The sequence below is a fragment of the Pandoraea pneumonica genome, assembly GCF_902459645.1.
GTDB lineage: Bacteria > Pseudomonadota > Gammaproteobacteria > Burkholderiales > Burkholderiaceae > Pandoraea > Pandoraea pneumonica.
In genome coordinates this window covers 490,157-511,038 of the sequence record NZ_CABPSK010000001.1, presented here as the reverse complement: position 1 = coordinate 511,038, position 20,882 = coordinate 490,157, and the positions used below count along the sequence as shown (strand labels likewise).

General features: G+C 64.2%; 13 protein-coding genes. 5 read left to right on the top strand and 8 right to left on the bottom strand.

Going from position 1 to position 20,882, the window contains the following annotated elements:
* The first annotated feature begins 500 nt into the window (after positions 1 to 500).
* The 4 genes from PPN31114_RS02260 to PPN31114_RS02245 are packed head-to-tail and all read left to right on the top strand — an operon-like array spanning position 501 to position 7,280.
* The gene (locus tag PPN31114_RS02260) at positions 501 to 1,775 is read left to right on the top strand and encodes an efflux RND transporter periplasmic adaptor subunit (protein ID WP_150677869.1); all 1,275 of its coding nucleotides are present in this window, start codon (positions 501 to 503) and stop codon (positions 1,773 to 1,775) included.
* Positions 1,772 to 5,017, top strand: a complete 3,246-nt coding sequence (locus PPN31114_RS02255) for an efflux RND transporter permease subunit (protein ID WP_246182366.1) — start codon at positions 1,772 to 1,774, stop codon at positions 5,015 to 5,017. The genes PPN31114_RS02260 and PPN31114_RS02255 overlap by 4 nt, the downstream gene beginning before the upstream one ends.
* Positions 5,014 to 6,624: an efflux transporter outer membrane subunit gene (locus tag PPN31114_RS02250; RefSeq protein WP_150677868.1), complete on the top strand. Its 1,611-nt coding sequence runs from the start codon at positions 5,014 to 5,016 to the stop codon at positions 6,622 to 6,624. The genes PPN31114_RS02255 and PPN31114_RS02250 overlap by 4 nt, the downstream gene beginning before the upstream one ends.
* Positions 6,621 to 7,280 carry a TetR/AcrR family transcriptional regulator gene (locus tag PPN31114_RS02245; protein ID WP_150677867.1) on the top strand — a complete coding sequence of 220 codons (660 nt, stop codon included), beginning with the start codon at positions 6,621 to 6,623 and terminating at the stop codon, positions 7,278 to 7,280. Before PPN31114_RS02250 ends, PPN31114_RS02245 begins: the two co-directional genes overlap by 4 nt.
* Positions 7,281 to 7,283: 3 nt before the next feature.
* On the opposite strand, the gene PPN31114_RS02240 is transcribed toward PPN31114_RS02245, so the two are convergent.
* The 3 genes from PPN31114_RS02240 to PPN31114_RS02230 all read right to left on the bottom strand — a co-directional run bounded on the left by PPN31114_RS02240 (position 7,284) and on the right by PPN31114_RS02230 (position 11,993).
* Positions 7,284 to 8,879: a tetratricopeptide repeat protein gene (locus PPN31114_RS02240; RefSeq protein ID WP_174987595.1), complete on the bottom strand. Its 1,596-nt coding sequence runs from the start codon at positions 8,877 to 8,879 to the stop codon at positions 7,284 to 7,286.
* A 146-nt stretch (positions 8,880 to 9,025) separates the two neighbouring features.
* Positions 9,026 to 10,276 (bottom strand): MFS transporter, encoded by a 1,251-nt coding sequence (locus PPN31114_RS02235; RefSeq protein WP_150677865.1) that lies wholly within the window; start codon positions 10,274 to 10,276, stop codon positions 9,026 to 9,028.
* Positions 10,277 to 10,466: 190 nt separating this feature from the next.
* Positions 10,467 to 11,993, bottom strand: a complete 1,527-nt coding sequence (locus tag PPN31114_RS02230) for an MFS transporter (protein ID WP_150677864.1) — start codon at positions 11,991 to 11,993, stop codon at positions 10,467 to 10,469.
* Positions 11,994 to 12,121: 128 nt separating this feature from the next.
* Between PPN31114_RS02230 and PPN31114_RS02225 the strand changes: the two genes are divergently transcribed.
* On the top strand, positions 12,122 to 13,381 hold the full coding sequence (locus PPN31114_RS02225; RefSeq protein ID WP_150677863.1) for an NAD(P)/FAD-dependent oxidoreductase: 1,260 nt from the start codon (positions 12,122 to 12,124) through the stop codon (positions 13,379 to 13,381).
* Between the two features lie 73 nt (positions 13,382 to 13,454).
* Here PPN31114_RS02225 and PPN31114_RS02220 read toward each other — a convergent pair whose 3' ends face one another.
* From PPN31114_RS02220 to PPN31114_RS02200, 5 genes are all read right to left on the bottom strand, one after another.
* A complete protein-coding gene (locus tag PPN31114_RS02220) occupies positions 13,455 to 14,405 on the bottom strand; it encodes a universal stress protein (RefSeq protein ID WP_150677862.1) in 951 nt (316 codons plus the stop codon).
* A 125-nt stretch (positions 14,406 to 14,530) separates the two neighbouring features.
* Positions 14,531 to 15,532, bottom strand: a complete 1,002-nt coding sequence (locus PPN31114_RS02215) for an aldo/keto reductase (protein WP_150677861.1) — start codon at positions 15,530 to 15,532, stop codon at positions 14,531 to 14,533.
* 127 nt (positions 15,533 to 15,659) lie between these two features.
* Positions 15,660 to 17,300, bottom strand: coding sequence for a cellulose biosynthesis protein BcsG (gene bcsG, locus PPN31114_RS02210; protein WP_150677860.1), 1,641 nt, complete (start codon positions 17,298 to 17,300; stop codon positions 15,660 to 15,662).
* A 36-nt stretch (positions 17,301 to 17,336) separates the two neighbouring features.
* Positions 17,337 to 20,018 (bottom strand): UDP-forming cellulose synthase catalytic subunit, encoded by a 2,682-nt coding sequence (bcsA, locus tag PPN31114_RS02205; RefSeq protein WP_150677859.1) that lies wholly within the window; start codon positions 20,016 to 20,018, stop codon positions 17,337 to 17,339.
* Positions 20,015 to 20,818 carry a cellulose synthase operon protein YhjQ/BcsQ gene (locus PPN31114_RS02200; RefSeq protein WP_150677858.1) on the bottom strand — a complete coding sequence of 268 codons (804 nt, stop codon included), beginning with the start codon at positions 20,816 to 20,818 and terminating at the stop codon, positions 20,015 to 20,017. Before PPN31114_RS02200 ends, bcsA begins: the two co-directional genes overlap by 4 nt.
* Between the last annotated feature and the right edge of the window lie 64 nt (positions 20,819 to 20,882).

The window sequence follows — 20,882 nt, the reverse complement described above, 5'->3', positions numbered from 1 at the left end:
TTCAGCATAGTCGGAAAGCCCGACCCGCTGGCGCATTCGACGCCTGCGCGTGCCCTGTGCTTGACCTCGCTCAAGTTCGCCTACCACCGCGAGCGATGCTGCCGGCCTCTTGGCGTGCCGGTCTTTCGATTTCGCCGGACCGTCGCTTCTCGTGACGTCACCAGTCGTTGCAACTGGCTCGAGTGCGACTCAACGTGTGTGACAACGTTCCTCGATTGTGACAATTTGTCCCGAACCGGGGCCCTCTTGGGGGCATTGCGGCGGCTCGCCATCGCACGAATTTTTGCATACGATGAGTGACCGCGCCTTAGTGATCGTACTCCAAAATAATTCGCCGGTAAGGCATTCACCGGCCCCGGTCAACATTCCCAATGGGTGCTCCCTATCGATAGTCACAGGGGACATCAACGCCCGTTGCGGCACGTGCGCAATCCATATATCATCGCCCGTAGATTTAATTCGGACCTTCCCGGATTCCCCATCTTGTGAGTCTCGCGCGCATGTTGCCTTCCTTGCCTGCCAACGCTTCACGTCGCCGCCGGTTCTCGCTGGCGCTTACCACCACGGCCATTGCTGTCGCCGCCCTCGCGGCGTGTTCGCGCAAAGCCCCGCCCGAGCCGCCGCCCCGTCCGGTGGTCGCCATGGCGGCGAAAACCGCCGACCAGACGCCGATTGCCTCGCTCCCCGCTCAGATCGAAGCCCGTTACGCCACGCCGCTGTCGTTTCGCGTGGCCGGTAAGATCATTGACCGCTCGGTACGGTTGGGCGATGCGGTGAAGGCCGGTCAGGTGGTCGCGCGGCTCGATCCGGCCGATTTATCGAAGAATGCTGCCAGTGCGCGCGCGCAACTCGACGCCGCCCAGCACCAACTCGATTACGCGACGCAGACCGTCACCCGCGACCGCGCGCAAGCGAAAGAAAGTTTGATCGCCCCGGCACAGCTGGAGCAGTCGGAGAACGCGTACGCCAGCGCCCTCGCCCAGCGCAATCAAGCCACGCAACAAGCCGCGTTGGCGGGCGACCAGTTGAGTTACGGCAGCCTGAAGGCCGACCGCGATGGCGTGATTACCGCCGAGCAGGCCGACACCGGACAGAACGTGAGCGCCGGACAGCCGGTGTATCAACTCGCGTGGACGGGCGACGTCGATGTGGTTGCCGATGTGCCCGAAGTGGCGCTCGGTGCGTTCCGTATCGGCCAGATGGCGACTGTCTCGTTGCCCGCCGTGCCCGGCAAGACATGGCAGGCGAAGGTGCGCGAAGTGGCCCCGGCAGCCGATCCGCAAAGCCGCACCTATCGCGCGAAACTCTCGCTGCTCTCGCCCGGCCCGGACGTGAAGCTGGGCATGACGGCCAACGTGGCCTTTGCCCAACCGCTGCCGGGCACCATTGCGGTGCCCACGGCGGCGTCCGCGCCGGTTGCCGCCGCACCGGCCCCTACCAGCCCCGCCAGCGCTGCCGTTGCCGCCGCCGCCGCCGCGAACGATCCGGCCAGCACAAATGGCACAAGCGCCGCGATCGCTGCCGGCCCCGCCATTACCCTGCCGTCGACGGCCCTTTTCCACGATGGCAATCAACCGGCCGTCTGGGTGGTCAAGCAAGACGACACGCTAGTCTTGCGCCGCGTGAAGGTCGCCCGCTACGGCGAGCGCACCGTAACCGTGGCCGGGGGCATTCAGCCGGGCGAGCGCATCGTGTGGCAAGGCGTGCACACGGTGACCGCTGGCGAAAAGGTCCGCGTCATCGCTCCTCTGCACCCTGAGGACTTCGCGTCATGAGCGCGCAGGACGGGAAGCCGCCCGTGCCCCAGACGCCAGACACCGCACCACCCGCCGAGCCGCAAGACTATCGCCACGAGGAAGGCAGCTTCAACCTCTCCGCGTGGGCGCTGCGACACCGCGCGCTCGTGGTGTTCCTCATCGCCATGGCGACGATCTTCGGCATTCTTGCCTACTCGCGCCTCGCGCAGTCCGAAGACCCCCCGTTCACCTTCCGCGTGATGGTGATCCGCACCTTCTGGCCTGGTGCCACCGCCAAGCAGGTGCAGGAGCAGGTCACCGACCGCATCGCCCGCAAGTTGCAGGAGATGCCGTCCATCGACTTCCAGCGCAGCTATTCGCGCCCCGGCGAGTCGCTGCTGTTCTTCTCGATGAAAGACTCCGCGCCCGCGAGCGAGGTGCCTGAAGAGTGGTATCAGGTGCGCAAAAAGGTGGGAGACATCGCCTACACGCTGCCCCCCGGCGTGCAGGGACCGTTCTTCAACGACGAGTTCGGCGACGTCTACACCCATATCTTCACGCTCGAAGGCGACGGCTTCGGCCCTGCCCAATTGCGCGACTACGCCGACGCGCTGCGCACGGTGCTGCTGCGCGTGCCCGGTGTGTCCAAAGTCGATTACTTCGGCGATCAAGACCAGCGCATTTACGTCGAAATCAGCAACACGCAACTCACGCGCCTGGGTATTTCGCCGAATCAGATCGCTGAAGCGGTCAATGGTCAGAATGCCGTCTCGCCTGCGGGCACGATTGAAGCGCCCAACGATCGCGTGGTGGTGCGCCCGAGCGGACAGTTCCGCAATGTGAACGAACTGGCCGATACGCTCATCCGGGTGAACAACCGCACGTTCCGGCTGGGCGATATCGCCACGATCAAGCGCGGTTACGTCGACCCGCCTGTCACGGAAATGCGCTTTGCAGGCAAACCCGTGCTGGGTATCGGCATCACCATGCAGAAGGGGCAAGACGTCGTTCACCTTGGCAAAGCGCTGGCGAACACGATGGGCGAGTTGCGCGCGCAGTTGCCCTCGGGGCTCAAGCTCACCGAAGTGGCGAGCATGTCGCAGTCGGTATCGCACTCGGTCGACGACTTTCTCGAAGCGGTGGCCGAAGCCGTGGCCATCGTGTTGATCGTGAGTCTGGTGTCGCTCGGGTTCCGCACCGGCATGGTGGTAGTGATTTCGATTCCGGTCGTGCTCGCCGTCACGTCGCTGTTCATGTACATCTTCGACATCGGCTTGCACAAGGTGTCGCTCGGCACGCTGATTCTCGCGCTCGGCCTACTGGTGGACGACGCCATCATTGCCGTCGAAATGATGGCGGTGAAGCTCGCGCAGGGCTGGAATCGCAAGCGCGCTGCCGCGTTCGCGTACACCAGCACCGCGTTCCCGATGCTGACCGGCACGCTCGTCACGGTCTCCGGCTTCCTGCCGATTGCGCTGGCGAAGTCGAGCACCGGCGAATACACGCGCTCGATCTTCGAAGTGTCGGCCATTGCGCTGCTGGCATCGTGGCTTGCTGCGGTGGTGCTCATTCCCCTGCTCGGCTACAAGATGCTGCCCGAGCGCAAACGGGAAGCGCACCACGGCGACGATCACGAGCACGAGGTCTACGACACGAAGTTCTACAACCGCCTGCGCGGCTGGCTGACATGGTGTATCGAGCGCAAGATCGTCGTGCTCGTCATCACCGTGGTGCTGTTCCTGATTGCGATGGCGGGCTTCTCGCTGATTCCACAGCAGTTTTTCCCGAGTTCCGACCGGCCTGAACTGATGGTCGATCTGCGCTTGCAGGAAGGGGCGTCGTATCAGGCCACGCTGCGCGAAACCGAGCGTCTCGAGAAGATTCTCGAAGGCCGCAAGGAGATTGACCATACGGTGAGTTTTGTGGGCACTGGCGCGCCCCGCTTCTACCTGCCGCTCGATCAGCAATTGCCGACGCCGAACTTCGCGCAATTGGTCGTCACGGCGAAATCGGTGGAAGACCGCGAAGCGCTGGCCCAGTGGCTCGAACCGAAGCTGCGTGAGGCCATGCCGGGCGTGCGCACGCGTTTGTCGCGCCTGGAAAACGGGCCGCCGGTCGGCTTTCCGGTGCAATTCCGTGTGAGCGGCGACGACATTGGCACGGTGCGCAAAATCTCCGAGCAAGTGGCGGACGTGATGCGCGCCAACGGCGACACGGTCGATGTGCAGTTCGACTGGGACGAGCCATCGCAACGCTCGGTGCGCTTCGAAGTCGATCAGCAAAAGGCGCGGGCACTGGGCGTGAGTTCGGCAGACATCTCGAACTTCATCGCGATGACGCTCACCGGCTATGACATGAGCCAGTATCGCGAGCGCGACAAGTTGATATCGATCACGCTGCGCGCGCCGAAGAACGAACGCGTCGACCCGGCCAAGCTCGCCACGATGGCGATGCCGACGCCCAACGGGCCGGTGCCGCTCGCCACCCTCGGTCATGTGGTCGACGATCTGGAATACGGCGTGATCTGGGAGCGCGATCGCCAGCCGACGATCACCGTCCGCTCGGATGTGCGGGCTGGTAAGCAAGGCATCGACGTGACGGAAGCTGTCTACAAGAAGCTGGCCGACATTCGTAAAGCGCTGCCGGTGGGTTACCGCATCGAGATCGGCGGTTCGGTGGAAGAGTCGGGCAAGGGCCAGTCGTCGATCATGGCGCAGATGCCGATCATGATCATTGCGGTGCTCACGCTGCTGATGATTCAGCTTCAGAGTTTCGCGCGCACCATGCTGGTGGTGCTCACGGCCCCGCTCGGCATGATCGGTGTGGTGGCAACGCTGCTGCTCTTCGGTAAGCCGTTCGGGTTTGTCGCCATGTTGGGGGTGATTGCGATGTTCGGGATCATCATGCGCAACTCGGTGATTCTGGTCGACCAGATCGAGCAAGACGTAGCGTCCGGTCACCCTCGGTTCGATGCCATCGTCAGCGCCACGGTGCGACGATTCCGGCCGATTACGCTCACCGCTGCTGCCGCTGTGCTCGCGCTCATCCCGCTGCTGCGCAGTAACTTCTTCGGCCCGATGGCGACTGCCCTGATGGGCGGCATTACCAGCGCCACCGTGCTGACCGTGTTTTTCCTGCCGGCGTTGTATGCCACGGCGTTCCGCGTGCGCCATGACGAGCGAGCCTCGCATGCCCCGAAGGGAACCGATGGATCGAGTGGCCCGTCCGCGCCGTCCGCCGGTGGGCACGACAACGGCATTCCGCAAGGAGACCGCCCATGACCCCGCGCATTCACTCGCGCCCTCTTGTGCGCCCACCTGCGCGCTCATTGCTGCGCCGCGCACTGCGTCGCCATGCGCCCCTCGCCGCGCTGCTGCCGCTGTGGCTCGGTGCCTGCTCGTTCGCCCCGAGCGACAAACCGCCCGCGATGCCCTCGCCCGCGCATTACGGCACGAACGCCTTGCCCGAGCGCACGGTTATCGCGCAAGGCGCGTCGCAACAGTTCGACGTGGGGGCCGCGCCGGTCAAGGCGTGGTGGCACGCGTACCGTTCAGACAAGCTCGACGCGCTGGTGGACGAAGGCTTGCGCAACAGCCCGAACCTGTCGGCCGCCGATCATGCGCTGCAAGCGGCCCGAGAGCAATTGAAGGCACAGATCGGCTCGTCGCTGTTCCCGTCCATCGATATCGGCGGCGAGGCGGCGCGCGAGCGCAACCTCGGCATTCCGACGTTCGGTCCGCCCACGGCGCTCTACAACATGTTCGTGGGGCAGATTCAGGCGCGTTATACGTTCGACTTCTTTGGCGCGTCGCGCTTCGCGAACGCTTCGCTGGCGGCACAAGTCGATCAGCAGGCGTTCCAGCTCGAAGCGTCGCGTCAGGCGTTGGCGGCCAACATCGTGTCGGGGGCCATCGGCGCATCGGTGCTCGGCGCGCAAGTCAAGGCGACTGAGCGTCTGGTCGATCTTGCCCAAGCTGACGCCAATGAAATGGCACGCCGTGAAGCACTTGGGGCCGTGTCGCGCTCGGACGCGCTCTCCTCCGCCCAGAATGCGGAGTCGCTCGCCGCGTCCCTGCCGGGCTTGCGCGCGCAATGGCAGTCCACCCGCCACGCGCTGGCCGTGCTGTTGGGGCGCACGCCAGATCAGGCGCCAGACGACTTGCCGTTAGGCGAATTGCGCGTCCCGCAACAATTGCCGGTGGCGGTGCCGTCGACGTTGTTGCAAACGCGGCCCGATATTCAGGCGGCGGAAATGGCGCTCAAAGCGGCGTCGGCGGAAGTCGGCGTGGCCACCGCGCAGATGTTCCCGAGCCTGACGCTCACGGCATCGATGGGAAAAGGCGGCTTCAACTGGCCGACGGTGATGTCTAATGCAGGGTCGCTGTGGAGCATCGCCGGGTCGCTCACCCAACCGCTCTTCCACGGCGGCGCGCTGCTCGCCCAACGACGTGCGGCACAGGCCACGTATGCGGCGGCGGTCGATCAGTACAAGCAGACGGTGCTCACGGCGTTCAAAAATGTGGCCGATACGCTCGCGTCGCTCGAAGCGGACAACACGTCGCTGCTGCACGCCGACAATGCGAGTGCGGCGGCCGAGCAGGTGTACCGCGACACGGCGGCCCGGGTGCGTCTGGGGGCGTTGCCCACGTCCGCCGCACGGGCACGGGAGCAGCAGTACTGGAACGCCTACATGACGACAGTGCGTGCAACCGGCGCGCGTTTGTCGGATACTGCGCTCCTGTTTTATGCGATGGGCGTGCCCCCCGAGCCAACGGCCGACACCGCCAAAACCCCCACTTCACCGGCCACGGTGGACGGGGCAAAGGCGGGTACGGTGGACGAAGCCAAGGGTCCGGCACGCACGTCGCAAGACGTTGCGAGACGATGACTGCCACACCCATTACGCGGGGCCGACGCCCCAAACACTTGCCCGATGGCCGCGCGGCGCTGCTTGCCGCCGCCATTGAGGCCTTTTCCCAACTCGGCTACGACGGCGCAAATCTGCGCGGCATTGCCCGAGCGGCGAAGGTCGACGCCAGCCTCGTGCGCGTGCATTTCGGTTCGAAGGAACAGTTGTGGCGCGCGTGCGTGGATACGCTCGAAGCCGCCCTAGCCGACCCTGCCGAGCGCATGCGGGCACTCTCGCTCGATACGTCGCGCCCGGTGACCGACCGGCTGAAAGACGCCATTGCCATCATCGGCGCGCATGCGCTGAATCACCCCGAGCACAAGCAGTTCATTGCGCAGCACGCGGCGGAAACCGGCGAGCGCGGCGCAACGCTGCACCGCCAGTTGGTGATGCCCGTCTACGATTGCATGGAGCCGCTGATCGTGCAGGGGATGGAAGCGGGCGTGGTGCGTGCCGAGCATCCGGCCATGTACTTCTGCCTGCTCGTGCACGCGTTGCATCCGCCGCCCGGCTCGCCCGTCCTGATGCAGTTGATCGCGCCGCAAGTCGGCGGCGACGCCTTCGGTCCGGCGCTGATCAATCAGGTGGAGATGCTGTTTTTTGCTCCGCCAACGGCAAAGCCGGGCAAGACCTGACGCTCACACGTCGTTGTTCTTGGCGTAAATCCATTCCAACGTGCCGATCGGCTGAAGGTCGTCGAGCCGCTGCAAGTAGGTCTGTGCAGCCGCCTCGTCATGCTTCACGTAGCGCTGATAGGCCGCCGCGATGAACCAGGTTTCGGCCAATGCGTTGTGGATCGACACCGCATCGCCGCTAAGCACAGCCTGCCAGTAGACCTGTTCGATGGGAATTTTGCCCTGCACGTACAACAACAGGCCCCGTCGATAGCTCGTCGGAATCTGCGTCGTGTTGTTGCGGATATAGGCATCGAGATCGGCATTGACGGGTGCCTTGTCCCCCGCTTTTGCGCGCAAGTACAGATAGGTTGTTGCGGCGTAGTCCCGCTCGGCAACGTCAGCCCCCTTGGCGTATGCCGCCAGTGCGTCGAACGAGGCCTTCCATTTGCGCTGACTGCGATAGGCTCTCGAGAGCGTTTGCGCCACTTCCGCATACTCGCTGTACGCCGCGGGCTTCGCCTTCGTCGCATCCAACTTGGCGATTTGGTCGCTAAATGGTTTCGCCATGCGAATTGCCTCGTCGATCCGCCCCATGCCGAAGAGTGTCGTGACTTTCGATTGGGTGAGTATCGGATCGTCGGGCAAGAGCGCGAGCGCCTGATCAATGGCTGCAAGCGCTTCCTGTCGTTGCCCCAGATCGTCGAGCGCCGTCGACAATGCACCGTAAGCAAACGCCTTGCCCTGTGTTGTCGTGACGGTCGTCATGGCCTCACGCACCACGTCGAGCGTGGCTTGAGCCCGCGCTTGCAACGGGTTCGCCTCGCCAAACGGATGACGACGCTCCTGCGCCGGGTCGATGCCTAGCGACGCGAGCGTGTCCGCCATCGCTGGTTCGACTTGGGCGTCCAGTGCCCAGCGGGCGAACTCGACATAATCCGAACGTGCCGCGCCGGTGTTGCCCTGCGCCTCGTAGGCCATCGCTCGGTACCAGTAGACGATGGCGTTTCCGGGTCGATTTCTGACGGCGTTATCGAAGGCGGCTACCGCATCGGGATATTTTCGCGCCGCCAAGTAGGCCGTGCCTCGGGTCATGTAGTAGGCCGGGGCGATGTCGGATGCTGGGTCGAGATCGCCTGCCACCAAATGCGCGGCTTTGATTCGGTCCAGTGCGGCGAGACTCCCGTCGGGGCGGCCATTCGCCAAATAAATCATGGCGAGGGACATCCAATGGCGGTCGGTCGGCGTCGGTATCAACGCCATCGCTTTGCGCATCGCATCGAGGGCAGCCGGCGCATTGCGCGACGCCAGATACAAACCGGAGAGCGTTTCGAACAGTTGCGAGCGCGCCTCGGCCGACAAATCGGGCGCGTCGCTGCATGCTTTCACATCGCTCGTCGCGTCGTCGATGCGGCCCGCAATCAACGCTTCGCCGGCGCGCGGGCAGAATTTGAGCGTCTCCATCACTTCGCCGACTGCCCACTGCCCCGCCGGATTGGCTTGCTTCAGCGATTGGACCGGCGGGTCTGCGGCGAACACTGGCGAGTGATGGTTGGCAACGGTGCCGAGACAAAGCATGAGACACGCGCGAGCGGCGTGACGATGGAAGGCGTTCTTCATTGACGTCGATTGTTGTTGTAGCCAAGAGAGACACGCCTTGCAGGCGCGCGACTCCCTCAATATCGGCAATTCGACGAAGAACTTGACTGGGTGGGGTACTGACATCGGAGGACGTCGCAAGCCGAGCCGCCCTCCGATGTTCTGCGCTAGCGCACCGCCGCCCCCGGTGGCAACGTATCGGCCGGTGGTGTCGCGGTCGTGGTCAACACCTCGCCGCGCCGCTCTCGACCGAACGTAATCATCACCGCGATGACCACGGCCACCGTGCCTGCGACGATCGCCATCGCCAGGCCGAAGTTGCCGTCGTGGGCCTTTGCTATCGTTGTCTGCAAGTTCGCATTGACCGATGCGAACAAGTTACCCAGTTGATAGACCAGCCCCGGGAACGTCGCGCGGATCTCGTCCGGCGAGAGTTCGTTCAAGTGCGCAGGAATCACGCCCCATGCGCCCTGCACCGAAATCTGCATCAGGAACGCGCCGATCGCGAGCATCACTGCACCGCTAGAGAACGCCCACAACGGCAGCACCGGCAACGCGATGAGCGCCGCGATCACGATGGCGCGCCGCCGGCCGATCTTCTCCGAAATTGCCCCGAAGAACAGCCCGCCGATAATCGCGCCGATGTTGTACGTGATGGCGATCCAACTCACGGTGTGCGGCGCGAACTTGTGCTGCACTTGCAAGAAGGTCGGGTAAAGATCCTGCGTGCCGTGCGAGAAGAAGTTGAACGCCGTCATCAGCACGATGGCGTAAAGCGCCAATTTCCAATCGCGCCCCAACACCTGAAGCAAGTTGGCACGCGGCGCGGCAGCTTGTGTGGTGCCCTTCTGCCACGCGGGCGACTCGGGCACATGACGGCGGATATAGAACACCAGCAGCGCCGGAAGCACCCCCACGAAGAACATCCCCCGCCAACCGATGCTCTCGTAGAACAGGCCGTACACGACAGACGCGAGCAGATAACCGCTCGGGTACCCCGCCTGCAACAGCCCCGACACAATGCCGCGCGAATGCGTCGGCACACTCTCCATCGTGAGCGCCGCCCCTACGCCCCATTCACCGCCCATCGCAATACCGAAGAGCGCTCGCAGTATCAGCAGCACCGTGAGACTCGGCGCGAAGCCCGACGCTAATTCCAGTAAGGCATACAGCAGCACACTTGCCATCATCGCGGGACGTCGGCCGAACCGATCGCCTAGCCGCCCAAAAATAAGCGCCCCAACGGGGCGCATCGCCAATGTCAGCAGCAGCGCGAACGCCACACTGCCAAGTTCGGTGTTGAACTCCTTCGCGATGTCCTTCAACACGAACACCATCAAAAAGAAATCGAACGCGTCTAGCGTCCACCCCAGGTAGCTTGCCGTTACCACATGCTTCTGTTGACTCGTCCAGGCCATGGTGTCTCCTTCGTCGGCGGCAATGTGTGCGACGAACCCACTCTACTCCTCAATTTGCGGACGTGCGGAAGGGGTCAGGCGTTGCCTCGAAACCCGCATGAATACTGGCTTCTGCCTTACTTGACGGGGGTTTCATCTGTTGTAACGTTTTAGTGTGCGGCGCAGCAATTCGTCTCGTTTTTTTGTCGCCTCATCGCAACGCGCGCTGCACCACAGCGACGATCGCCACTGCCGCGCAGACGAACGCGAGCAACGCAAACAAGTTGCTTGCCGCGAGCAGCAGTGCCTGCTGATCGATGACTTGGGAGAGTCGCGCGAGCGCGGCCGCGTCGGTGTCGGGCGGCATCGAGAATGGCGTCACGTTGGCGACCAGTTGCGTGCGTGCCATCGCCTCGCCGTATTGCAGCCAAAGACTCGCCACGCCCGTGCCACCCGCCGTCACGATCTGCCGCACGATGTTCTTGAACTGATAGGCGTGAGCGAAATCGTCGACGGTGAATTCGCGATACGTCAGACCGGCGACAAGCGCGAGGATGAACGGCGTGGTCATCTGTTGCAGCACCATCGCTTCGAGCACGAGCGGCAGCGACACCCCCGGCATCAAGCGCTGCGATACCAGCCAAGCCGCCAGCGCGAACATCACATAGCCCAGCGCAATCCACCGGCGCTGACCGACCAGATGCTGATTACCGTAAGTGAAAGCCGTCATCGCGGCGAAGCCGATGAGCCCCGCCACGGTGGTCGCGGTTCCCGTCGCTTGAAAGGTGAAGCCGAGGCCCGTCTGCAACGTGGTCGGCATCACGTAGCTCCATAGCCCGTTAAGGAAGTAATAGAGCGCGTAGAACCCCAGCCCGACGAGATAACGCTGCCCGATGAGCCGCTTGGGATCGAGCCACGGATCGGGGTGACGATGCTGATGCAAGAACACGCAGCCGATCAACGCGATACCGATGATGGGCGTGAGCGCCACCGACGGTGAACTGCGAATTTCGTAGAAACGCAAATCCCCGAGCCCATGCAGCAGCACGAGTGCGCCCGCCCCCAGAAAAACGACGGTCACCCAATCCATACCGCCCACGTCGAGCTGCCACGGCGCAAGCGACGCTTCCAGACGTCTCGGATAGGTGAGCGCCACGAGCACCAGCGTGGCCAGTGCCAGCACCACCTGCACCACGAAGATGACGCGCCAACTGACGTCCTGCATCAGCATCGACGTGACCCACGGCGCAAGCGCGGACAGTCCGATGCCGCCCGTGTTGAAGCCCATGAAGAGCGGCTTGCGTTCTTCGCGCTCGGCCGCCAATTGGATGATGATGCGCGACGCGGAAAACAGCCCGCCTGCGCCGAGGCCCTGCACGGCCTTGGCGAGCGCGAGTTCTGTTGGGGTATTGCTGACGGCGCACAGCGCAGCGCCAATGGCGGCGATGACGAGCCCGAGCAGCGTAAAACCGCGATAGCTCAGGTCGCGTGAGATGCGCCCGAGCACCAGATTGGCAACCGTCGCGGCAGCGGCGTAAGACGTCAGGCTCCAGAGAAAATCTTCGGGCGACGCGTGGACTCCGCCGCGAATATGCGTGCCGCCGATCCCCATCATCGACGAGGCGACGAAATCGACACCGGTCGAACATCCCAGCGCAAACGCGAACAGGTACACCTGCGGCGCAGAAAGCTCGGGATGCTTCGACAACAGCGCACGGCGGGCACTCTCACTTGTCATCGCGGCTCCTGAGGCCTGTTCCGAAAAGTGATGCAATGAAGCGATGCAATGCCATCTTACCGGCTTCGCGCGGCCCGGCGGCGATGCAATGCATTACACTGGCGGCCGAACTCCAACGCTACTTCCACATGTCCGAAGCAATGACTCCCACCACTGTCATCCTCGGCGCCGGTCAGGCCGGCGGCGAAACCGCGCTCGCGCTGCGTGCGCTTGGCTACACCGGCCGCATCGTGCTCGCCGGCAGCGAGACGCACCTGCCCTACCGCCGCCCGCCGCTCTCGAAAGCATTCCTCGCCGGTCAGGCCGACGAAGCCAGCCTGCTCATTCGCCCGGCCGACGCCTACGAGAAGGCCGAAATCGACGTGCGCCTCGGCGTGACCGCCACCGCCATCGACCGCACGGCCCGCACCGTGACGTTCGACGATGGCCAGACGCTTGGCTACGATCACCTCGTGCTGGCACTGGGCGGACGCGTGCGCCGCCTGCCGATGCCGGGCGGCGACGCGCCGAACGTCTTCTATCTGCGTAACATTGCCGACGCCCAGCGCCTGCGCGAAGCCCTCACCCCGGGCAAGCGTGTGGTCGTGGTCGGCGGCGGCTATATCGGGCTGGAAGTGGCGGCAAGCGCCGTCAAGGCCGGTACGACGGTCACCGTGCTCGAAGCGGCCCCGCGCCTGCTCGCACGCGTGGCCGAAGCCGATCTGGCCGACTTCTTCGCAACCCTCCATCGTGAAAACGGCGTGAACGTGCAAGTTGGCGTCGGTGTCAGCGCGCTCGAACTCGATGCGGCCGGTCAGGTCGTGGCGGTCGTGGCCGGTGAGCAGCACCTGCCTGCCGATGTCGTCGTAGTTGGCATCGGCCTGCTGCCGAACGCCGAACTGGCACAAGCCGCCGGTCTCGCCGTCGACAACGGCATTGTGGTCGACGAATTCGCCCGCACGAGCGACCCGGCCATTCTGGCCATCGGCGACTGCGCGCATCACGAGCATCCGGCACTAGGCCGTCGTATTCGTCTGGAATCGGTGCCGAGCGCGAGCGAGATGGCCAAGGTGGCCGCAAGCGTCGTGCATGGCGATGCCCCGAAGGCGGTCGCAACCGCACCGTGGTTCTGGTCGGATCAATTCAACGCCAAGTTGCAGATGGTGGGAATGACGGACGGTCACGACGCGGTTGTCGAGCGCCGCTTGCCCGATGCCCAAGGTGCCGCCGTGTTCATGCTGTTCTACCTGCGCGACGGCGCCGTGGTCGCAGCGGCAAGCATCAACCGGGCTCAGGAATTCCTGGCCGCTCGTGAGTTGGTCGGCCGCCGCGCCGTGATCGACCCGGCACGTCTGGCCGACGCCGCCACGCCGCTCAAGACGCTGGTAGCGGAATTGGGTAACGCGTAATTTCGCCAGCGAGCCGCAATCGGCATCAACCAGCATCCAGCGATATCAATCGACATCAAGCACCGCTGCCGGGTTAGCCCTTCGCTGCTTCGGCATGCGGCGCTTGTGCTGGCAGTAACAAAACCGGCCTGCCCGCGTGGCGGGCCGTGTCTTCTGCGACGCTGCCCAGCGTAAAGCGCCGGAATCCGCGCCGGCCATGCGTGCCCAGCACGATGACATCGGCATCGGCTTCTTTGCCCGCTGCGATGATTTGATCGGCCACGCCTTCGCCCACCGGCGCAATCTCGCGCATTTCCACCTCGCCCGGCACTTCGGCTTCGCGCATGCGCTGCGTAGCCCACGCGCGCATCTGCTCGCCGACGGCGCGCACGGCCTCGATCAGCGGGACGGGGTCGAAGCCAGCCAAAAACGGCCCGGGCAAGTCCAGCACATGCACGACGCGCAACGACGCCCCGTGCGTACGCGCTAGCGCTAAGGCGTAGTCGAACGCACGGCGCGACGTCTCACTCTCGTCGAGCGCCACCAACACGCGTTCGTAATGTCCACCGGCACGCAGCGGTTGATGCGCTCTCGCCTCGCCCGCCACCAACATCACGGGCACCAGCGCATTGCGCAGAATCTGTTCCGCGACGCTCCCGAGCATGGCTCGCCGCACGCCAGTACGCCCATGCGTGCCGACGATGATGATGTCGGCAGCCCATTCGAGCGCTTCGCGCGACATCGCTTCAGGCACCGTCTCGCCGGTCGTGCGCAGATCGAGTAGATGAGCCTGCGCGTCAAACCCTTCTTCACGCAGATAAAGCACCGCGCGTGCGATGTGCTCCTCGCCTTCGCGCTGCATGTCGCGACGCACTTGTTCCAGATCGATGAGTTTGCCGAAGGCCGACGTCAGCAAATTGACGGGATCTTCCACCGTATGAATCACGCGGATGGCATCGCCGCTACGGGCAAAGGCCGCTGCCTCGCGCAGCGCACGTCGCGACGACTCGCTGCCATCGGTGGCGAGCAGAATGCGTTTCGTCATGATCAGCCTCGCATGGAGAGTGAGGGGAACGCTGCGCGGCTGTCATCGTTTCAACAGATGAACCGCGCAACGTTGCCTCCACTATACCGCCCGATGGGTATCAAAGACCACCCGGGGCGGGTGCGTCACCGTGCCGCATCGCCCCAGCGGTAGGCATGCGACGCGTCGTCGAGCTTCGCCTTGAGTTCGGCATCGAGCGTGTAGTCGATGGTGCCGAGCGTTTCGGTCAGTTGGTCGACACGGCTCGCGCCAATGATGGCCGACGTGACGACGGGGTTGGCGAGCACCCAAGCCAGCGAGAGGCGCGTGAGCGATTCGCCCGATTCCTTAGCGATGCCCTTGAGCGCTTCGATGGTCGCGAATTCACGCTCGTGCCAGTAGCGCTGCTGATACATCGCACCTGCCTTGCCGACCTGCGCGGTGAAGCGCCCTTCGCTGGGCGCAGCGCTGTGCTGGTATTTGCCGGTGAGCAGGCCGCCTGCCAGCGGGTTGTACGGGATCACGGCGAGCCCTTCTTCGTTGGCCAGCGGCAGCAACTCACGTTCGATCTGACGGAACAGCAAGTTGTACCGCGGCTGCACCGACACGAAACGCGCCACACGCAGCACGTCGGCACGGCCCAGCGCACGCGCCAGCCGATAGGCCAGATAGTTCGAGACGCCGATATAGCGCGCCTTGCCCGACTTCACGATGGTGTCGAGCGCTTCGAGCGTTTCGTCGATGGGGGTCTCGGTGTCGTCCGAGTGCAGTTGGTAGAGGTCGACGTAGTCGGTGCCCAGACGGCGCAGCGAGGCGTCGATGGCGTCGAGCAAATGCTTGCGCGAGGCGCCCTTGTCCCACGGCGACGGGCCCATTTGCCCGCACGCCTTGGTGGCGACGATGTAGCGGCTGCGGCGGCCCTCGCTCTTTAGCCAGCGCCCGACGATCTCCTCAGTGCGCCCGCCCAGCGACTCGTCGCTGCCCAGCGGATAGACGTCGGCGATGTCGATGAAATTGACGCCCGCCTCGGTCGCGCGATCGAGAATCGCGTGGCTGGCGGCCTCTTCGGTTTGCAGGCCGAAGGTCATGGTGCCCAGACAAAGGCGGGAAACGTTCAGGCCGGTGCGGCCAAATTTGGTGTATTGCACGGTAACTCCCGGAAGCATCGGTTCGATGGGTGACGCGAGACTGCGCTGCCCGCTGGGGGTCGGTCCCCCCTAAACGGGCACGTCGCACAGTATGCGCGATTCCATCGAAACGTGTCTGGGTCCGGGGTCACTCCAGCGACTTGAGGTCGAGCCACACGCCGTCTGCGCCGCGAATCAGCATCTTGCTGTCGTACTTCATCACGGTGGTCTGCTCGTTGGCCGACACGAAGGCCGTCTGCGGCAGATCGTTCGCGTACTGCGCGAGGTCAGGCGTCCCGGCAAACGGGTTGGTCGCGACCAGTTTCGAGACCAGCGTCATCAGCGCGAGATAGCTCGTCGGCGTGGAAATCGTCACCGGCGTGTGTGTGCCACCGGCCGCGGTCGCGCTGTCACCGAACCCAACCAGCTTGACCGCTACCGGCACATGCGTGATTTCAGGCAGCGGAATTTCGCGCATGCCCGAAATTTGCAGCTTGCTGCCGCGCAGCGCGGCACCGTGTTCCGGCACGAACACTACTACGGCTTTACGGCCCGATTTCGCAATCGTGTCGATGAACTGGCTGAAGTCGTCGAACATCGTTTTCGCGCGAATCGGGTAGCTCTGCACGCTCGTGAGTTTCGAGCCTTCGAGCCGGTTGCCGTCGTGCAGCGAGATCGTGTTGTAGTACAGCGCCACACGCTTGTCCGGCATCGCGGTGCGTTGCTTCCACCAGCCTTGCAGCACGTCGCCGTCCGAATGGATCGGCGTTTCGTCGAAGGCGCGCATCGACACGCGCGTACGCGTGTTGTCGTACGGCGTGATGCCCTGCACGTTGAAGTTGTCTTTGACTTCCTGCATGAAGTTATCGAAGTGCCCGTCGTGATTCATCGCCAACGTCGGCGTGAAGCCAAGGCTCTTGAGATCGCTCATCACGTAGCACTGCGGGCCTGCGGGGTCGTACAGCGCCTTGTGCGTCGGCTGACCGCAGCCTGCTCGCAGCACGCGAATGGCCGCCGGGCCGCTATAACTCGCCGCCGAGTTGAAGTTCTTGAACACGAAGTCGAAGCGCGAGAGCAGCGGCTGATTGTCGAGATTGTCGACATCGAGATCGTCCTGCGCGAGCGAGCAGATGTGCAGGAAGATGATGTCGAAGTCAGGCCCTGCCCCGGCCTGCGTAGGCAACGACACCGAGCGCGTCAGTTCGCGCGCATAGAACGAGTTGAGCGCCGCATTCGGGTTCGCCCCCGGCGGGACTTCGCCATCCCCCACCACTCCGTCGCTACCCGCACTAGCCTGCGCTCCGCCGCTTGCGGCACCGCTTGCCGCCACCGCCGGGGTATCACCCTGCGCCGCGACCACCGGCGCCACCGACACGAGCGTGCCCACGCTCAGCACGCCCGGCACGATCAACAGCGCGAGCAATACGAACGTGGTCACGCGCACCCAGCGGTTCACGATCCAGTACGCCAGCACCAGAATCGCGAGCAGCAGCCAATCGCGCGCGGAGACGAAGCGTCCGAGCAATTCGATGATGTACGAGAAGCGGAATTGCAGCAGCGCCGGGAGTTGTTCGATAAACCGCGCGAACGGCGGCAGGTTCGAGTCGTAGTAAAGCAGCCCCGCTCCCACCGGGATGGCAATCACCTGGCGCAAGATACGCGCCCATCGCGGACGCAAGCGGATCGCCAGCAACACCGCGAAGATGAAGTTCGGCAGCACGTGAAAGCCGATGATGCCGGCCCACAGCAGCACCAGTTTCAAAATGAAGTAGAGATTCCAGATGCCCATTGTCAGGTTCCGTCCCTTAGTTCTTGCTTCGTCCGGCTACGCCTGCGGCGTGCTCTGGTGCGAACGCGTTCGCGTGCCGCGCAGCCGGTTCTGCCAACGAGTCACGAGCTTGCTCAACAGATAGTTCGCCAGCACCTGATAGCCGCGCAGGCCCATCGCCAGCATTTCGAACAGCGCCTTGATCGGTTCGTCGCGCGTGCGCTCGACGTCCCAGTCGCGCCACGCGTCGGCGCGGCCGAACGTGAACTGCACGAGATGTTTGTCCTGCTCCGCCGTGAGCGGCAGGAACGACAGGAAAAGGTCGTTCGCCCGCGAATTGACCACGCTCACCGGGAAGCCGTATTCGTTCTCCCCACGCGAGAGCGCCACCTGCGCCTCGGTGCCGACGGGCAGGTCGACCATCGCGGGCAACGCCAATGCCAGCCCGCCGCCGGAGAAGTCGCGCGTATGGCACGCGATGGTTCGCCCATCCGGTAGATACAGCACGGCCGGAATGCTCATGGTCACGCGATGGGTGCGGCGCACTTGCCGCACTTCGGTCGCCACGGCCACCGCAGCCCCCAGCACCGCGAGATTGAACGCCACCCACGCCAGATTGAAGACCAATGCGCTGGTCTCGTGCGCCGGCCCGTAGAACCAGCGGAATATGCCCGCGAGGAAGCCGAGCACATTGAAGCCCAGCAGCACCATATACGGCTTCGAAATGCTCCAATCGAAGAAGCTCTGCTCGATCAGCCCGCCTTTGGCCGTCACGTTGAACTTGCCGTAACGCGGGTTGATAAACGCGACCGTCGTCGGCAGCGCCACGTACCACGCCAGCACCGCCTCATAAACATCCGACCAGAACGAATGGCGGTATTTGCCCTGAATGCGCGAGTTGGCGATGTTCGCGTGCGCAATGTGCGGCAGCACGTACGCGCAGATGCTCAATGCCGCCGCCTGCACGATGTGCAAGCCGAAGAACAGATAACAGATCGGTGCAAGCAGGAAGATGATGCGCGGAATGCCGTAGAAGAAGTGCAGCATTGCGCTCGCGTAGCAAATTCGCTGGCCCATTTTCAGCCCGCGCCCGAACAGCGGGTTGTCGACGCGGAAGATCTGCGCCATGCCGCGCGCCCAGCGAATGCGCTGGCCCACGTGGCCCGAGAGCGATTCCGTGGCAAGACCGGCCGCCTGCACCACCTTGATGTACACCGTGTTCCAGCCGCGACGGTGCATCTTGAGCGCTGTGTGCGCGTCTTCGGTCACGGTTTCGACGGCCACGCCGCCTACTTCGTCTAGCGCCGTGCGTCGCAGTACCGCGCACGAACCGCAGAAAAACGCGGCGTTCCAAAAGTCGTTGCCATCCTGCACCACACCGTAGAACAGCCGCCCTTCGTTGGGCACCGCCCCGCGCGTGGCGAGATTTCGCTCGAACGGGTCGTCGGAGAAGAAATGGTGAGGCGTCTGCACCAGCGAGCAACGCGGGTCTTTAAGAAACGAGCCCATCGTCGTCTGCAAGAACGAGCGCACGGGAATGTGGTCGCAGTCGAAGATCGCGATAAAGTCGCCCGTCGTTTTCTTCAACGCGTGATTGATGTTGCCCGCTTTGGCGTGGAAATTGTCGGGGCGCGTGACGTAGTGCACTCCCGCCTGTTCGGCAAACTCGCGCATCTCCTCACGGCGGCCGTCGTCGAGCAGATAGATGTTGATCTTCTCGGGCGGCCAGTCGATGCCACACGCGGCGTAGACCGTCGGGCGCACCACATCGAGCCCTTCGTTGTAGGTCGGGATGTACACGTCGACCGTGGGCCACAAGCGAACATCCGCAGGCAGCGGCGTGATGCGCCGTTGCAGCGGCCACACCGTCTGAAGGTAGCCGAACAGCAAAATCAGCCACGTGTACATTTCCGCCGCCACGAGGATGTAGCCAGCCAAGGCTTCTTCCGTCGTATCGAAGGCCAGCGACTGCGTGAGGCGCCACCACACGTAACGCACCGTGGAGATCAACGACAAGCCGATGAGCACCAGCACCGAGTACTGGCTGTCGAGCCGTCGAAATACCAGTGCCAGCGTGAGCGTGCAAATCGAGAACAGCAGTTGTTCGAACGGATCGAACGGCGTGGTCACGATCCAAAACACCCCGAACAGACCAAGCAACGCCAGCACCGCCGACGTAACGCGCCACTGCATCACGCGCTCGAGCCGCTCGTCGAACTTATGCGCCAGTTGCGCGGGCGTGTCGGGGGGAATACCGAACAGCGTCTGCACGAGCCACAACCGCATGCGCTCGTTGTTGTTCCGGAAAGCAATCCACGCGACATAGGGCGGGAACGCCGGGCGCTGGTCGGCGCGCCGCCAGAGCGACGCCCGAACCAGTTGCCAGAACCCCGCATCGGCAGGCACGCCGACACGCTGCGTCAACCGCTCGTTCGCCCAAGCGAAAGCACGGCCAAAGTAGTCGGCACGCCCCTGACGCGCCGGTTGAAACAGTATGCGCAGCCACCAGTCGCGCCACTGATCGAGCTGGCGCACGTCGAGCCGCATGGCCAGGCGCGCGACCACATGGTCGGACAGCTGCGACAGGCGCAAACGGTGCTGCGGCGAGCGAAATGCGGCCGCCAGCAACCATTGCAGGGTGCCCGGCGGGCGGCCGTCGGGGCGGCGCGGCAGCCGCAGACGCGCCGCGAGCATCTCGCGCCCCAGCCGGTAGAGGGTTTGCAGCGATTCGCCGATCATGGTCTGCCCTCCTGCCGGTCAACGGCATCGGGGGAGGCATCCGAGTCGGCAATCACCTCACCCGGGCGCGCCGTCGCGCGCAACACCCATGCGGCCAAGTGCACGATGTCGAGCGCGGCTTGCGAGCCTTCGGTGTGTTCGAGCAACGCTTTGCCGCTGGCAGCCGCCGCACCGACCGCGTCGTCGCGATGAATGCGCACCGGCACGATCGCATCGCCACCGCGCGCCTGAATCATCTGCATCAAATCGTTGCCGAGCGCTGAATTCGCTGCCGCGAGGTTCGCCACCATCTGACACTGCGGACCACCAGCCGCCATCAGGTCGGGCTGTGTGACGTAGCCCGTCGTCGTGACTGGCACGACACCCAGCACCAGATCGGCGGCCGCGATCACCGCTTGCGACGCGACATTGGGTAAGCGCGCGGTATCGATAAGCACACGCGTGCCATCCGCGAGGCCCAGCGCGTCGAGTTGACGACGCAGCCCGGCAGGATCCCGGCGCAACCAGTCGCCAAACGCTGCGGCCTGTGCCGCATTGGCCGGGCCTGCGGGCAGCAGCGGCACGTTGGCTGGGGTTTCGCACACGAGCGGCTGCCAACCGTTTGGCGCATCGCCTGCCGTAAGCACGCCCGTCTGGCATGCAGTCGTAAGTCCGAGCAGCGCGCCGACGCTGTTCTGCGCATCGAGTTCGAGCAAAGCCACGGGGTGATCCCCGCGCGCCAGTTGTGTGGCGAGATGCGCGCTCACCGTGCTGCGGCCCGCGCCGCCTGCACTGGAGACGATCGCGATGAGCGTCAGCATGCCGCCTCCTTCGCCGTCGGTTGGGCCAATGCGCGCACAGGGTGATCGGTAACGAAATTGGCCA

Coding starts and splice junctions, on each gene's coding strand:
- PPN31114_RS02260 (WP_150677869.1), top strand. CDS start 501: ATGTTGCCTTCCTTGCCTGCCAACGCTTCACGTCGCCGCCGGTTCTCG.
- PPN31114_RS02255 (WP_246182366.1), top strand. CDS start 1,772: ATGAGCGCGCAGGACGGGAAGCCGCCCGTGCCCCAGACGCCAGACACC.
- PPN31114_RS02250 (WP_150677868.1), top strand. CDS start 5,014: ATGACCCCGCGCATTCACTCGCGCCCTCTTGTGCGCCCACCTGCGCGC.
- PPN31114_RS02245 (WP_150677867.1), top strand. CDS start 6,621: ATGACTGCCACACCCATTACGCGGGGCCGACGCCCCAAACACTTGCCC.
- PPN31114_RS02240 (WP_174987595.1), bottom strand. CDS start 8,879: ATGAAGAACGCCTTCCATCGTCACGCCGCTCGCGCGTGTCTCATGCTT.
- PPN31114_RS02235 (WP_150677865.1), bottom strand. CDS start 10,276: ATGGCCTGGACGAGTCAACAGAAGCATGTGGTAACGGCAAGCTACCTG.
- PPN31114_RS02230 (WP_150677864.1), bottom strand. CDS start 11,993: ATGACAAGTGAGAGTGCCCGCCGTGCGCTGTTGTCGAAGCATCCCGAG.
- PPN31114_RS02225 (WP_150677863.1), top strand. CDS start 12,122: ATGTCCGAAGCAATGACTCCCACCACTGTCATCCTCGGCGCCGGTCAG.
- PPN31114_RS02220 (WP_150677862.1), bottom strand. CDS start 14,405: ATGACGAAACGCATTCTGCTCGCCACCGATGGCAGCGAGTCGTCGCGA.
- bcsG (WP_150677860.1), bottom strand. CDS start 17,300: ATGGGCATCTGGAATCTCTACTTCATTTTGAAACTGGTGCTGCTGTGG.
- bcsA (WP_150677859.1), bottom strand. CDS start 20,018: ATGATCGGCGAATCGCTGCAAACCCTCTACCGGCTGGGGCGCGAGATG.
- PPN31114_RS02200 (WP_150677858.1), bottom strand. CDS start 20,818: ATGCTGACGCTCATCGCGATCGTCTCCAGTGCAGGCGGCGCGGGCCGC.